The following is a 14,736-nucleotide window of genomic DNA, read 5'->3' as shown; positions in this document are numbered from 1 at the left end:
TATGAAATTTTTAAGCAATGTAATCGCTACGGTTGTAGGTCTGTTTGTTTTTATCATGTTATTTTTTTTCGGAATTATTTTTATGGCAGCGCTTTTTGGTGGCGAATCAGAAACAGCTTCTCTTAAAAGCAATTCTGTAATCGAATTGAACCTAAAAGATGTAAATTATGATTATGCCGGAAAGTACAAAGATCCATGGATGAGTTTTTTTTCGGAAGAAAAAAACATTGGTTTAAGTGATGTAATTGATGCTATCGAAGTCGCTTCTATAGACGATAATATTAAAGGAATTTCTATTTTAAACAACAATTCCCGTTTAGGAATGGCACAAAGTAAAGATTTACGAAATGCCTTAGAGAACTTTAAAAAATCAGGAAAATTTGTGATGGCTTACGCCAATAGTTATTCGCAAAAAGAATATTATTTGAATTCAGTAGCCAATAGCATTTATCTGAATCCTGTAGGCGAATTGGATTTTAAAGGATTGTCTTCTGAAATTATGTTTTTCAAAGATTTACAAGAAAAAACAGGTGTAAAAATGGAAGTCATTCGACACGGAAAGTATAAAAGTGCTGTCGAACCTTTTCTGGAAGATAAAATGAGTGATGCTAATAGAGAACAAACCACAGCATTATTACAATCGGTTTGGAATTCAGTATGCACTGACATTGCAAAGAGCAGAAAAATTTCGACTTCAAAACTAAACGAAATAGCTAATGGTTTGCTTGCCCGAACTCCTGAAATGGCAAAACAACAAAAATTGATTGACCAAATTGCTTATGAAGATGTTTATCATAACGATATTAAAAAAGCACTAAAAGTAAGCCCTGACAAAGACTATAATAAAATATCGATTAGTGATTATACTAATAAAATGACTACAACGGCTATTGTTTCTGAAAGTGATGATAAAATAGCAATTATTTATGCTCAGGGCGAAATTCAAAGTGGCGAAGGCGATGTCAATACCATTGGCGAAGGTTCGATGCGTCGCTCATTACAGGAAGCCAGAAAAGATAAAAAAGTAAAGGCTATTGTATTGCGAATTGACAGTCCGGGAGGAAATGCTCTGACTTCTGATTTAATCTGGAGAGAAGTTGAATTAACTAAAAAAGTGAAACCAGTAGTGGTTTCTATGGGAAATTATGCTGCTTCCGGAGGTTATTATATTGCTTGTAATGCCAATACTATTTTTGCTCAAAAAAATACTATTACAGGTTCGATTGGTGTTTTTGGAATTCTACCAAATTTTAGTCAATTGACAAAGAAAGTTGGAATTAATGTTGAACAAGTAAGCACACATCAAAATGCGGCTGAATACAGTCCGTTTGTTCCATTAGATGATACTTTTAAAGCTGTAACACTTGAAAGCATTGAACACGTTTACAAAACATTTGTGAGTCATGTTGCTCAAGGCCGAAAAATGAATTTTGCTGCTGTCGATTCTATCGCACAAGGAAGAGTTTGGTCAGGTTCAGAAGCTGTAAAAATTGGTCTTGTAGACAAAATTGGCGGATTGCATGCTGCCATTAGAGAAGCTGCACGTTTATCGAAAACGCAAAATTACACCACAAAAAACTATCCTGAATACGAAAAGGATTTTAATGATGTAATTTCAAAATTACCTTTTGCAAGTACAAAACAAGACATCATTAAAGAAGAAATTGGTATCGAAAATTATGAGTTATTACAACAAATAAAAAAATTCCAGTCTCGTAAAGGCATTCAGGCGATAATGCCTTTCGAAATTTCGATTTATTAAAATTCGCAAAATAAACATTTTAAAAGTCCGTTTAAGAAATTCTTGAACGGACTTTTAATTTTACCAAGCCTGAGAAATTATAATATATTTTGAAAATATTATAAAGCTCTTACAGCTTATTCCATTATTTTTGTAATAGACACTATTTATAATCACGAAAAATTCCACTGCCATGTTAAAGAAAACATTAAAAATTGCAGGAATTATAATCCTCCTCTTAATAGCTTCATTATTTGCCATTCCTATTTTTTTCAAGGACCAGATAAAAGCTAAGATTGTTAATGCAATTAATCAAAAAGTAGATGCCAAAGTTAGTTTTGCAGATGCTGATTTAAGTTTGTTTAAAAACTTTCCAAATGCTAATGTTACTATCGAAAAATTAGCCATCATTAACAAAGCTCCTTTTGAGGGCGACACATTGGTTTCACTTGGCGAACTGAATTTAAAAATGTCTGTAAAAGAACTTTTTAAAGGCGATAACGAACCCATAAATATTGATGGAATTAGCTCTAAAGATGGTTTAATTAATATTATTTTCAATAAAGACGGAATTGGGAATTATGACATTGCGATAAAAGACGACAAACCATCAACTAATGATTCAAAAAGTAAACCACTGTCACTTACGGTTCAAAACTATAAAATCGAAAATTTCCAGTTTCGCTATTTTGACGAAAGATCAAAAATCAAAATGCTTATTGACAGCCTGAATCATGAAGGAACCGGAGATTTTGCAGCATCTAAATTAGATTTAGACACCAAATCAACTGCCAAAATTAGTCTGGACATGGACAAAGTCAACTACATGAACAAAGTGGCTTTAACACTTGATGCCGTTTTAGGAATTGATTTAGAAAACAGTAAATATACTTTTAAAGAAAACAAGGCTTTAATCAATCAATTACCATTAGAATTTGATGGTTTTATACAATTAGTCGATGCTGGTCAGGAATATGATTTAAAATTTAAAACTCCAACTTCTTCATTCAAAAACTTCTTGGGCGTGATTCCTGCTGCTTATGCTGCCAGTTTAGATAACGTAAAAACTACAGGTGATTTCTCTATAGTAGGTTTTGCTAAAGGATTGTATTCGGACACAACTGTTCCTAAATTTAATGTCGAAATTGCATCCAATAACGCTTCATTCCAATATCCTGATTTACCAAAATCAGTACAAAATATTGTTATCGACACTAAAATCATCAATCAAACCGGAATTCTAAATGATACTTACATCAACTTAGACAAACTTTCGTTCCGTATTGATCAGGATGTTTTTAATGCAAAAGCTAATATTAAAAACGTTACGCAAAATGCTTTGGTTGATGCTATGCTAAAAGGAACTATCAACTTAGGAAACTTATCAAAAGCGTATCCAATTAAATTAGACAAACCTCTAAGCGGAATTCTAAAAGCCGATGTAGAAACTAAATTTGATATGCAATCTGTAGAAAAAAGTCAATATCAAAATATCAATAATACCGGAACAATGAGTTTGTCTGGCTTTAAATATACCGATGAAAACGGAAAAGCATTGAATATTAGTAAAGCCGAAATTGCATTTAATCCTTCAAGAGTAAGCTTAAAACAATTTAATGCTTCGACAGGAAAAAGCGATTTGAGTGTAACCGGAGTTTTAGAAAACTTTTATGGTTTTATCTTTAAAAATCAAAATTTACAAGGAAATTTCAATTTGAGCTCTAATCAAATTTCAGTTGATGATTTTGTTACTACCGAAAAAGAAACTCCTAAAGTGCAAACAGAAAGTACAACAACTCAAAAAGCAGCTACTAAGAAAACAGAAGCGATGAAAATCCCGGCTTTCTTAGATTGTACGCTTACTGCCAAAGCAAATACTGTTTTGTATGATAATCTGACATTGAAAAATGTGACGGGAAAACTCACCATCAAAGACGAAAAATTGACTATGGAAAATGTCAAAACAGACATTTTTGGCGGCGCCATCGGATTGAGCGGCAGTGTTTCTACAAAAGGAAAAACACCTACTTTTGACATGGACTTAGGATTGAGTCAGGTAGATATTGCACAATCTTTTACTCAACTGGATATGCTGAAAAAATTAGCTCCTATTGCCGGAATTGTAAACGGAAAACTAAATTCTACCATCAAGTTGAATGGTAATTTAGATTCTAATGAACTAACTCCTGATTTAAAAACAATTTCGGGCGATTTATTAGGTCAATTTTTATCTACAACAATTAATTCGAGTAATTCAACTTTATTGACTGCTTTAACTTCAAATATTAAATTCTTAGCCCTTAATAAAATTAATTTGAATGATATAAAAGCAGCAATTACTTTTAAAGACGGAAAAGTAAATGTAAAACCTTTCAATATTAAATATAAAGATATTCAGGCTAACATTGGCGGAACACATGGTTTTGACCAAAGCATGAATTATAATATTAAGTTTGATGTTCCTGCAAAGTATTTAGGAACAGATATTAATAATTTAATTTCGAAATTATCAGCATCTGATGTACAACAACTAGAAAGCATTCCTATTAATGCTATTTTGACTGGTAGTTTTTCGAAACCTAAAATCACAACCGATTTAAAAGCAGCAGCGACTAATTTAACAAACCAATTGGTTAAACAGCAAAAGGAAAAATTAGTAAGTAAAGGAACTTCTGCCTTAACAGACATCATCAATAAAAATAAAAAAGCAGGCGACACTACTAAAACGGCAATTCCTGCCACTAAAGCCGAAGCAGAGCAAAAAGCAAAAGAACAGGTCAAAGCAAAAGCGACTGATTTATTAAATGGTTTATTCAACAAAAAGAAAAAACCAGCTGATACTACAAAAACGAATTAGCATTGGCTATACAAACGAAAAAAAGGACGATTTTCAATTAAAAATCGTCCTTTTTTTGTTTTATTTTTGGTTTTACAAAAGTGCAAATTTCAATATGTAACATAATTGTAGGTAGAGTGAATTGAAGGATAAGTATAAACAAAATCTAAATTAAACGAATTCAACTTTTTAACTGATTTTGCCCAAAACATGTCTTTATTATCTTTTAACAAATGATATAAAGTTGCAACATCATCAGATTCCATCTTTTGACCAATAATAATTCCTTTCAATGATTTTGGGTTATATGGAAAAAGTCTTCTTGAATTCTTATTAAAAAAATTTATAAATAATCGAAGTTCATCTTCAATTTCCCAACACGAATTTTTAAGATTTACAATATCATCAATTTTTGGCACTGACAATTGTATATCATTTTCGAATCCTACAATCTCAATCTCAATCAAATTATTTAAATATTTAACTTCTTCCAACTTTACATTTTGAAGACTACCAATTAGTAAATCTTTGTCAAAAACCATGCATATTCCTTTGTGAGAATCTGCATAATGTGCCCACATTTTTATATCATTATAATTTTTAGAAAAAGAACAAATTCCAACATTATCAATAGCACTTTTCAATATTGCAGATCTAATATCTTCAAGAAAAAAATCAATATTAACTTTGTTTCTAGCAATTCTTTCAATTATAGCATCACGAATTTCTAATTTCTCAATATAATATTTTTTCAAAAAATTATCATTTGGAAGCACTCCGCTAAATTTTAATTTGAAATCACATTCAAAAGGATCATTTAGATTTATTGGCTTACCAAACCATAACTCATTTTTAATCAAACTTTTTAAAGTATTAAGATTAAAAGGAACAAATTTGTAAATATAATTTGGTTTATCGTTTAACATGATTGTAATGTAATTTTAAATCTTTAAACCTCAATTCGTACCACATAACCTTCTGAACCGCGAACATTAAAAACAGTTCTGTCTTCAAACAAAAGATACTGTCCTTTTACACCAATTAATTTTCCTTGAAAACTAGGCGTTTTATCTAAACTCAAACTTTTCACTTTGGCAGGAAATTGTAAAACCGGATATTCCATTTGATACAAATCGTTTTTCTCTAAATGAAAATATTGCTGAACTTCAGCAGGAATCAAATCCTGTATTTTTAGTTTCTCTGCCATTAAATCTATGGCTTCAATATCATTGGTCAACATTTTACGCCAATTAGTTTTATCAGCATAATGATTTTTCAAAGCCACCTCAGTAATTCCAGCCAAATAACGATTTGGCACCTCTACAATGGCAATAGCCTGATTTGCTCCCTGATCAATCCATCGGGTTGGAACCTGTGTTTTTCTGGTTACGCCTACTTTTACTTCGCTTGACAAAGCCAAATAGACAATATGAGGCTGCAACTGTACTTTTTCTTCATAAGCTAAATCCCGATCGGCAATTCCTAAATGCGCTGTACTCAATTCAGGTTTCATAATCCAATCGCCCACAGCTGCACTGGAATAAAAACAATCGTAACAAAATCCCTGACGGAATATTTTTTTCTTTTTACCACAATTCAAACATTGGTAACCTACAAAATCAATAGCAATATCTTTCCCAATTAACTGATTTACATTTAAAAAATCACTTTCAAAAACCAAATAATATTGAATTGGTGTTCCGTATTCGGTTTCCATTTTAGTAAGTACTCCTTCGTATTGCATTAAGTTTGGATTTTAAAAGTTTGCTATTTCGTAAATTTTGTTATTTTTGGTAAAGTTATTATTCCTAAGGTAAATTTCATAACCCTATTTTTTAAAAAATGCCAATACAGCTTATCAATTCATTTGCGTCATGGGTTTTAAAACAACGAATCCATCAGATTGAACTTTTCTTAAAATACCCAAACGAGGTTCAGGAAGAATTACTTATGAATTTAATTGCTGCTGCAAAAAACACAGCATTAGGCAAACAATACGATTATGCTTCGATTCATTCTTACGCTACTTTTGCCGAAAGAATTCCTATTTCTACTTACGAAGAATTACAACCTTTAATCGAAAGAACACGTCAAGGGGAACAAAATGTATTTTGGGAAACACCAATTAAGTGGTTTGCAAAATCAAGCGGAACAACTAATGCTAAGAGCAAATTTATCCCTGTAAGCAATGAAGCACTTGAAGATTGTCATTACAAAGGCAGTAAAGATTTACTGTGTTTGTATTTGAACAACAATGAAAACTCCGAACTTTTTACAGGCAAGAGTTTACGCTTGGGAGGAAGTTCCCAGATTTATGAAGACAACAACAGTTTCTTTGGTGATTTGTCGGCTATATTAATCGAAAACATGCCTATTTGGGCTGAATTTAGCAGTACGCCTTCCAATAAAACCTCATTAATGAGTGAATGGGAATCTAAAATGGCTGCTATTATCCAAGAAACCAAAAAAGAAAATGTAACCAGTTTTGCCGGAGTTCCTTCCTGGATGTTGGTTTTAATGAATCGAATGCTGGAAGAAACCGGCAAAGGTAATTTATTCGAAATTTGGCCTAATCTCGAAGTCTATTTCCACGGCGGTGTGAGTTTCAATCCGTATCGTGATCAATACCAAAATTTACTACCTAAAAAAGAGTTTAAATATTATGAAATCTACAATGCTTCCGAAGGTTTTTTTGCCATTCAGGATTTAAACAATTCCAGCGATTTATTACTGATGTTGGATTATGGTATTTTCTATGAATTTATTCCAATGGATACTTTTGGCACTCTGAACCAAAAAACAATTCGCTTAGCTGATGTAGAATTAAATAAAAACTATGCTGTTGTAATTACTACTAATTCGGGATTATTCCGTTATCTGGTGGGAGATACTGTTCGTTTTACTTCTTTAAATCCATATCGAATTAGAGTTAGTGGAAGAACAAAACATCATATTAATGTTTTTGGCGAAGAATTAATGGTTGAAAACACCGATCAGGCTCTTGCCAAAGCATGCCAACTTACTCAAGCCGAAATAGTCGATTATACTGTTGCACCCATTTTTATGGAAGGAAAAGAAAAAGGAGCGCACGAATGGATGATTGAATTCAAGAAAAAACCAACTGACACAACTGTTTTTCAAAAAGCGCTTGACGAAAGTTTACAATCCTTAAATTCCGATTACGAAGCAAAACGCTACAACAACATGACCTTAAACCCTTTGGTAATTAATGTTGCAAGAGAAAATTTATTTTATGATTGGTTAAAAGACAACAATAAACTTGGTGGACAACATAAAATTCCAAGATTATCTAATGAAAGAGATTATCTGGAACAGTTGAAGAATATGCAGGAAAAAGTAATTTTATAAAAAAAACCTCAACTCAGCGAGTTAAGGTTTCTTAGTTTTTTTATTCCTCCAATATCTTTTTCAAATTCGCTAAGTTTTGAGTCTGAGCATCAGTTATAAATTTCTTCCCAATAACAGACATGAGATTCAGAGGATAACTAGAATGACCATAAAACTCATTAGTAACTTTGGTTTGATTGGCTGAAATACTTTCTACAATTGTTGCCGCTTTATCATCGCCTTTCATAGGGCGTTCAAAGTGTAAATCAAGATCAATTCTGTCATCAGATATAGCTATAATTTGTTGCGAACCTTCGCCCACATTATCATCTTTACTATTCCATGCAGCTTTAAAACCTACTGTTCCATCAACTCCTGTGTAATTCATGACAATATTAGGATCCTGCATTACCCAAACACTATATTTTTCCTGATTTTTTATCAATTTCACATAGTCGAAAACGACAGTTTTTGGCTGGTTTATAGTTGTCGAAACTGAAACGGTATAATCATTAGGTATAAACAAAGCCACCACTAAAAGTAAGGCTATAAAAGCCAAAAATCCGATGATTATTCTTTTTACAATTTTCATAATTTATTGTTTTTCGTTTTGATCAAAATTTACCATCCAGTTGATTCCAAATTTATCTACAAACATCCCATAATAAGCTCCCCAAAACATGTCACTCATTGGCATGTGAATATTTCCTCCAGCTGACAATCCGTTAAAAATTCTATCAGCTTCTTCCTTACTTTCGACATTAATCGAAATGGAAACATTGCTTCCAAAAGCGACATCTCCGCTAACCGAATTACTATCGCTGCCCATTAAAACCATTTTGCCAATAGGCAAGCAAACATGCATCACTCTATTACCATCTTCTTCGGATAATTCAGGTGTATTTTCCTCTTTAGGCATGTCTTTAAATTTTCCAAGGTATGGAAATTCTCCTCCAAATACGGATTTATAAAACGTAAAAGCAGCTTCGCAAGTACCATTAAAAATTAAATACGGATTGATTGTAATCATAATTTTTGATTTAAGTTATATATAAGTTGGTTATTCTTCTGAAAGTTTTTTTATTGTGTGTAAAGCTTTTAAAAATGCTGCATTAAGGTAATCAGCATATTCCTCTACTGTATCAGTTGTAGCTTCTAGAGTAGTTTTTCCGTTACTTTCTTTCAATCGATACGTTTCCATCGCGCCTGCCCATTCTTCAGTTGCAGCGTCAACGGGAACAATTTTAGAATCTTTGATCATGTTCAAATGCTTGAAAGCAATATATTCATTTTCTACTTTCTCATCAATAAGACTATGCATTCCTTCGCCTTCGGGCGTAAGAAACTGTATTGTACTTCCTTCTTCCCAATTGCTTACTGCATAAGTGCCTTCGCAAAAAGCAGTTGCCCATTTTCTATAAGTTGCATCCGCCCATAAAACAGTCCAGACTTTTTCTTTAGGAGCATTAATTTCTATTGTAAATTTTAATGTTTTCATATTGTATCTATTTATGGTCATTTGCTGTTCTTAAAAAAAACGCAAAGTCCTGATTTAAAACATTTATACTATAAAAATACAATTTAAAATTAACTCACAATAAAAAACCTTAACTCAAAAGAGAGCTAAGGTTTCTTAAATGTTATTATTTTCTTTTGACTATTCCATCATATCGATGTGTCGGTCATGATAACCTAATAAGTACAATACCCCATCTAATCCTAAGCTCGAAATAGAAGTAGCAGCACTTTCTTTAACAGTAGGCTTGGCATGAAAAGCAATTCCTAATCCTGCCAGATTAATCATTGGTAAATCATTAGCACCATCACCTACAGCAATTGTTTGATTGATATGAATTCCTTCTTTTTCAGCAATTGCTTGTAAAAATTCGGCTTTCTTTTGACCATCAACAATATCTCCAATATAGTTTCCTGTTAACTTACCGTCTTTAATTTCTAATTCATTGGCATGAACATAATCAATACCTAATTCTTTTTGCAAATATTTTCCAAAATAGGTAAATCCCCCTGACAAAATAGCTGTTTTATAACCATAATATTTCAGGGCTTTCATCAATCGGTGGGCTCCTTTTGTTATAGGTAAATTGATTGCTACATTGTGCAACACATCTTCGCTTAAGCCTTCTAACAAAGCCATTCGTTTTTTAAAGCTTTCGCTAAAATCAATCTCACCGTTCATTGCCGATTCAGTAATTGCTTTTACCTGCTCACCAACTCCAGCTAACTCCGCCAACTCATCAATTACTTCAGTTTGAATCAAGGTAGAATCCATATCGAAACATACTAAACGACGATTTCTTCTGTAGATAGTATCTTCCTGAAATGAAATATCCACATCTAAAGTTCTGGAAATAAGCATAAAACTTGCTGTCATGACTGTTTTATCTACAATTTCTCCGGAAACTGACAATTGCACGCAAGAACGAGGATAAACTTCGGTTTCTACAATAGAAGTTCTTCCTGTTAATCTTTTTATCGAATCAATATTTAGATTTTGATCTGACATTATTTGAGCTACCGCAGCAAGTTGTGATGCTGCTAATGTTTCGCCTAAAATATTAATAATATAACGTTGCTTTGACTGTGCTTTTACCCATTTTTCATAATCTTCAATGGTAATTGGAGTAAATTTTACTTTAATTCCTAATTCATAAGCTTTAAACAACAAGTCTTTTAAAACGGGCGCTGAAGAAGAACCTGCTTCAATTTCGAACAAAATTCCTAACGAAAGTGTGTCGTGAATATCGGCCTGACCAATGTCTAAAACAATGGCATTATAGGTTGCCAACACTGATGTTAAACCAGCAGTTACTCCTGGTTTATCCTGACCAGAAACTTTTAATAAAATAATCTCTTTATCCTCAATTGCCATTTTTAATCTATATTGATTTTAGAAGCGACAAAAATCGACAATCTATTGCTTATAAAAAAGCAGTTTTAACATTTTTTACAAAGAGATAATTTTAAACAAATCATACATATAAAAAAAACCTGCTCAAACTAATGAACAGGCTTTAAGTATTGTAATAAAAATAGACTCTTTTTAAGATGCAATTTCTAGACGCTTTAATAAATTTTTATTTAAGGTTTCCTTTGCATAATCAACATCAATTTCTAATATTTTATCATCAGAACTTGGCAATTCATACATTGCATCGGTTAAGATAGCTTCACAAAGAGAGCGCAATCCACGGGCTCCTAATTTGTATTCTAATGCTTTATCTACAATAAAATCCAAAGCTTCATTGGTGATAGAAAATTCCACATCATCCATTAAAAACAATTTTTGGTATTGTTTAATTAAAGCATTTTTAGGCTGGGTTAAAATAGAACGCAATGTTTCTCTATCCAAAGGATCCATATGTGTCAATACCGGCAAACGACCAATAATTTCAGGAATTAATCCAAAATCCTTAATGTCTTTTGGAATAATGTATTGTAAAAGATTCTCCTTATCGATATTATCTTCATTTTTTGAAGTCGAATACCCCACAGCCTGTCGATTCAATCGTTTAGAAATAATTCTTTCTACACCATCAAAAGCACCACCTGCAATAAACAAAATGTTTTGGGTATTTACCTCAACAAATTTTTGATCCGGATGTTTACGTCCTCCTTTTGGCGGTACGTTAACCACAGTTCCTTCTAATAGTTTCAATAAAGCTTGCTGAACACCTTCACCAGAAACATCACGAGTTATCGATGGATTATCGCTTTTACGGGCAATTTTATCTATTTCGTCAATAAATACAATGCCACGTTCGGCTTTAGCCACATCATAATCCGCAGCTTGCAAAAGACGAGTCAAAATAGTTTCCACATCTTCTCCTACATAACCCGCTTCAGTTAAAACCGTAGCATCTACAATAGCTAAAGGAACGTCTAACATTTTAGCAATCGTTTTTGCTACCAATGTTTTTCCCGTTCCCGTTTGTCCCACCATAATGATGTTACTTTTTTCAATCTCTACCTCATCGTCCAGTTGCTGTTGCATCAAACGTTTGTAGTGATTGTAAACCGCTACCGACATTACTTTTTTAGTCTGGTCCTGCCCAATAACATATTGATCAAGGAAAGCTCTGATTTCTTTTGGTTTTTGCAAAATCAAATCACCAATTAAATTTGAACTTCCGCTTGATTTCAATTCTTCAAGAACAATTCCGTGAGCCTGTTCGATACATCTGTCGCAAATGTGCGCATTAATACCAGCAATCAATAAATTGGTTTCCGGTTTTTTCCTTCCACAAAACGAACACTCTAATACTTCTTTTGCCATCTTTTTAAGTTAGAAGTCAGAGGTTAGAAGTTAGAAGTTTCTATTCGTACCTCTAACTTCTAACCTCTAACTTTTTTTTTATCCTCTTATTAAAACCTCATCAATCATTCCGTATTCCTTAGCCTCATCAGCTTTCATCCAGTAATCACGCTCACTGTCTTTATGTACTCTTTCAAAAGATTGTCCTGAATGTTGAGAAATAATATGATACAATTCATCTTTTAGTTTCAACATTTCGCGTAAGTTGATTTCCATATCAGTTGCAACTCCTTGTGCTCCTCCTGATGGTTGGTGAATCATAACTCTTGAATGCGGTAAAGCCGAACGTTTTCCTGCTGCTCCTGCACATAACAATACTGCTCCCATAGAAGCTGCCATTCCTGTACAAATTGTTGCTACATCTGGCTTGATGTATTGCATAGTGTCATAAATTCCTAATCCTGCATAAACACTTCCTCCCGGAGAGTTCAAGTAAATTTGAATATCCTTAGAAGCATCTGCACTTTCTAAGAAAAGCAATTGTGCCTGAACGATGTTTGCAATTTGGTCATCAATTCCTGTTCCTAAGAAAATGATTCTGTCCATCATTAATCTTGAAAAAACGTCTAATTGTGAAATATTTAATTGGCGTTCTTCAATGATGTAAGGCGTCATATTAGTAGGATTCATTGCCGCTACGATTTTATCATAATACATAGCATTTACCCCTTGGTGCTTTGTAGCAAACTTTTTAAATTCTTTACCGTAGTTCATATTTATTGGTTCTAAGTTTTACGTTATATCTTGTTCTTTATTACTTACACAAAGGTTATACCTCTTTGTAAACAATGCCATTCTGTCTTATTTTATTCAAAAACAAAAGAGCGTCAAAAAAAACTTCTGACGCTCAAATATAACTATTTTTTTAACTTTTGGCTAATGCCTCAGCTTATTCACGAAATTATTTATTCGCCGTAAGAAGCAGCGATAAATTCTTCGTAAGTCACCTCTTTAGTTGTTGGATTTGCTTTTTCTTTAAACAATTCCAATAATTTTTCAGCAACTACCTGATCAGAAAGTCTTTTTACTTCATCCTGGTTAGATAAAACTCTGGCAACAATTCCCTGAACTTCTTCGTCAGTTGGGTTTGTTTGACCAAATTGAGCCATTTGAACTCTGATGTTTCTAGCTGTAAATTCTTTTAAATCTTCAAAAGTAATTTTGATATCGTTTTGAGATAATGCTTTTCCTTCGATTAACTGGAAACGTAATCCTTTCTCAGAACGAGCATATTCTACTTCAGCTTCTTCCGGAGTTAATTTTTTCTCTCCTACAGTTTGTAACCATTTTTTAAGGAATTCAGCTGGTAAATCGAATTTTGTGTTTTCGATTAAAAACTCAGTAACATCTCCTAATAATTTTTGGTCCGCTTGTTGAGCAAATTGAGATTCAGCATCTTCTTTAATTTTTCCTTTCAATTCTTCTAAAGAAGCTACTTTTCCTTCTCCGAATAATTTATCGAATAATTCCTGATTCAATTCAGCTGGCTCAGAAACAGTGATTTCTTCAATAACGAAATCTACATCAATTGCTAAATCATGAACATTATCATGCCCTACTTTTAAGTAATCCATTAATTGGTGATCATCTTCAAATAAACCTTTAGTGTTTACAGTCACAACATCTCCTACTTTTTTACCAATGAATTTATCAGCAGTAGCTTTGTCTTTGAAAACATCCAAAGAAATTGTTGTAGTATTTCCAATTCCTTCCGCTTCGTTTGTAAAAACTCCTTTAATATCAGAAGTAGCTTCAACAACTTCCTGAGGAATTGCGTTACCAAATTGTTTTTGGATACGAGCTACCTGTCCTTCGATTAATTTATCATCAGCAGTAACTACATATTTTACGATTTCGTTTTTAGCATCTAAATCTAATTCAAAACTTGGCACTAAACCAATTTCAAATTCGAATACTAATTCTTCAGCAGACCAATCTAAATCTTCATTTACTTTAGGAAGCGGAGTTCCAAGTAAATTTAATCTTTCAGACTGAATGTAACGCTCTAAAGCTAAGTCAACTACTTTCTTAATCTCTTCTTGCTTAATTGCTCTTCCATATTGTTTTTCAACAAGATCTTTAGGCACAGCCCCTTTTCTAAATCCTTTTACTTGTGCCAAAGGCATTTTTTCGTTGATTCTTTTTGCTACCTGACCTTTGTAATCCATGTGAACAACTGTCATTACAATTGTCTCGTTTACAGCGTCTATTGCTACTCTTTTAATATCCATCTTGTTCTTTAATTTACATAATAAAATTGGCTGGCAAAATTATAAATTTTTTACAAGTTCAGCAAGCTTTTTTATTTATTGAATTTCAAGGAGTTCAATATATTGAAAGTAAAAATTAATATTAATTATCAGATTTGAAATCAGCTGGAAAATTTTGTAAGAAAAAATGAATATATTTGAATGACAAATAAAAAAATAATTAATACATATATCTGGATAAATAGACATTCTTTAACTAATGTATAAA

General features: G+C 32.6%; 12 protein-coding genes. 3 read left to right on the top strand and 9 right to left on the bottom strand.

Annotation, left to right across the window (positions count from 1 at the left end; genetic code table 11):
• Nucleotide 1 precedes the first annotated feature (1 nt).
• Both sppA and FEM21_RS11750 read left to right on the top strand, forming a co-directional pair.
• Nucleotides 2-1,762, top strand: a complete 1,761-nt coding sequence (sppA, locus tag FEM21_RS11755; RefSeq protein ID WP_035660601.1) for a signal peptide peptidase SppA — start codon at nt 2-4, stop codon at nt 1,760-1,762.
• Between the two features lie 172 nt (nt 1,763-1,934).
• Nucleotides 1,935-4,598, top strand: coding sequence for an AsmA-like C-terminal region-containing protein (locus FEM21_RS11750; protein WP_035660600.1), 2,664 nt, complete (start codon nt 1,935-1,937; stop codon nt 4,596-4,598).
• Between the two features lie 89 nt (nt 4,599-4,687).
• Here the strand turns inward: FEM21_RS11750 and FEM21_RS11745 are convergent, their stop codons facing one another.
• Nucleotides 4,688-5,503, bottom strand: coding sequence for a DUF2971 domain-containing protein (locus FEM21_RS11745; protein WP_035660599.1), 816 nt, complete (start codon nt 5,501-5,503; stop codon nt 4,688-4,690).
• Between the two features lie 23 nt (nt 5,504-5,526).
• Nucleotides 5,527-6,321, bottom strand: coding sequence for a DUF2797 domain-containing protein (locus tag FEM21_RS11740; RefSeq protein WP_035660598.1), 795 nt, complete (start codon nt 6,319-6,321; stop codon nt 5,527-5,529).
• 98 nt (nt 6,322-6,419) lie between these two features.
• On the opposite strand from FEM21_RS11740, the gene FEM21_RS11735 reads away from it, so the two are divergent.
• Nucleotides 6,420-7,946 (top strand): GH3 auxin-responsive promoter family protein, encoded by a 1,527-nt coding sequence (locus FEM21_RS11735; protein WP_035660597.1) that lies wholly within the window; start codon nt 6,420-6,422, stop codon nt 7,944-7,946.
• 40 nt (nt 7,947-7,986) lie between these two features.
• Here the strand turns inward: FEM21_RS11735 and FEM21_RS11730 are convergent, their stop codons facing one another.
• The 7 genes from FEM21_RS11730 to FEM21_RS11700 form a co-directional block, all read right to left on the bottom strand.
• The gene (locus FEM21_RS11730; RefSeq protein ID WP_035660596.1) at nt 7,987-8,517 is read right to left on the bottom strand and encodes an SRPBCC family protein; all 531 of its coding nucleotides are present in this window, start codon (nt 8,515-8,517) and stop codon (nt 7,987-7,989) included.
• A 3-nt stretch (nt 8,518-8,520) separates the two neighbouring features.
• Nucleotides 8,521-8,955 carry a VOC family protein gene (locus FEM21_RS11725; RefSeq protein ID WP_035660595.1) on the bottom strand — a complete coding sequence of 145 codons (435 nt, stop codon included), beginning with the start codon at nt 8,953-8,955 and terminating at the stop codon, nt 8,521-8,523.
• 30 nt (nt 8,956-8,985) lie between these two features.
• Complete coding sequence (locus FEM21_RS11720; protein ID WP_035660593.1) at nt 8,986-9,423, bottom strand: SRPBCC domain-containing protein; 438 nt, start codon at nt 9,421-9,423, stop codon at nt 8,986-8,988.
• A 159-nt stretch (nt 9,424-9,582) separates the two neighbouring features.
• Nucleotides 9,583-10,815, bottom strand: a complete 1,233-nt coding sequence (gene serB, locus FEM21_RS11715; RefSeq protein ID WP_035660592.1) for a phosphoserine phosphatase SerB — start codon at nt 10,813-10,815, stop codon at nt 9,583-9,585.
• A 171-nt stretch (nt 10,816-10,986) separates the two neighbouring features.
• Nucleotides 10,987-12,219 (bottom strand): ATP-dependent Clp protease ATP-binding subunit ClpX, encoded by a 1,233-nt coding sequence (gene clpX, locus FEM21_RS11710; RefSeq protein WP_035660591.1) that lies wholly within the window; start codon nt 12,217-12,219, stop codon nt 10,987-10,989.
• Between the two features lie 78 nt (nt 12,220-12,297).
• A complete protein-coding gene (gene clpP / locus FEM21_RS11705; protein WP_035660590.1) occupies nt 12,298-12,972 on the bottom strand; it encodes an ATP-dependent Clp endopeptidase proteolytic subunit ClpP in 675 nt (224 codons plus the stop codon).
• 191 nt (nt 12,973-13,163) lie between these two features.
• Nucleotides 13,164-14,489 (bottom strand): trigger factor, encoded by a 1,326-nt coding sequence (locus FEM21_RS11700; RefSeq protein WP_035660589.1) that lies wholly within the window; start codon nt 14,487-14,489, stop codon nt 13,164-13,166.
• Between the last annotated feature and the right edge of the window lie 247 nt (nt 14,490-14,736).

The organism is Flavobacterium seoulense, from assembly GCF_000695795.1.
In the GTDB taxonomy this organism is placed as follows: domain Bacteria; phylum Bacteroidota; class Bacteroidia; order Flavobacteriales; family Flavobacteriaceae; genus Flavobacterium; species Flavobacterium seoulense.
The sequence above is the reverse complement of the archived record's forward strand: the minus strand, read 5'-3'. Positions and strand labels throughout refer to the sequence as shown.

Excerpts from the sequence above, each read along its gene's own strand:
- FEM21_RS11735 (WP_035660597.1), top strand. The coding sequence starts at position 6,420 with ATGCCAATACAGCTTATCAATTCATTTGCGTCATGGGTTTTAAAACAA.
- clpP (WP_035660590.1), bottom strand. The coding sequence starts at position 12,972 with ATGAACTACGGTAAAGAATTTAAAAAGTTTGCTACAAAGCACCAAGGG.
- sppA (WP_035660601.1), top strand. The coding sequence starts at position 2 with ATGAAATTTTTAAGCAATGTAATCGCTACGGTTGTAGGTCTGTTTGTT.
- FEM21_RS11720 (WP_035660593.1), bottom strand. The coding sequence starts at position 9,423 with ATGAAAACATTAAAATTTACAATAGAAATTAATGCTCCTAAAGAAAAA.
- FEM21_RS11750 (WP_035660600.1), top strand. The coding sequence starts at position 1,935 with ATGTTAAAGAAAACATTAAAAATTGCAGGAATTATAATCCTCCTCTTA.
- FEM21_RS11725 (WP_035660595.1), bottom strand. The coding sequence starts at position 8,955 with ATGATTACAATCAATCCGTATTTAATTTTTAATGGTACTTGCGAAGCT.
- FEM21_RS11730 (WP_035660596.1), bottom strand. The coding sequence starts at position 8,517 with ATGAAAATTGTAAAAAGAATAATCATCGGATTTTTGGCTTTTATAGCC.
- FEM21_RS11700 (WP_035660589.1), bottom strand. The coding sequence starts at position 14,489 with ATGGATATTAAAAGAGTAGCAATAGACGCTGTAAACGAGACAATTGTA.
- clpX (WP_035660591.1), bottom strand. The coding sequence starts at position 12,219 with ATGGCAAAAGAAGTATTAGAGTGTTCGTTTTGTGGAAGGAAAAAACCG.
- FEM21_RS11740 (WP_035660598.1), bottom strand. The coding sequence starts at position 6,321 with ATGCAATACGAAGGAGTACTTACTAAAATGGAAACCGAATACGGAACA.
- serB (WP_035660592.1), bottom strand. The coding sequence starts at position 10,815 with ATGGCAATTGAGGATAAAGAGATTATTTTATTAAAAGTTTCTGGTCAG.
- FEM21_RS11745 (WP_035660599.1), bottom strand. The coding sequence starts at position 5,503 with ATGTTAAACGATAAACCAAATTATATTTACAAATTTGTTCCTTTTAAT.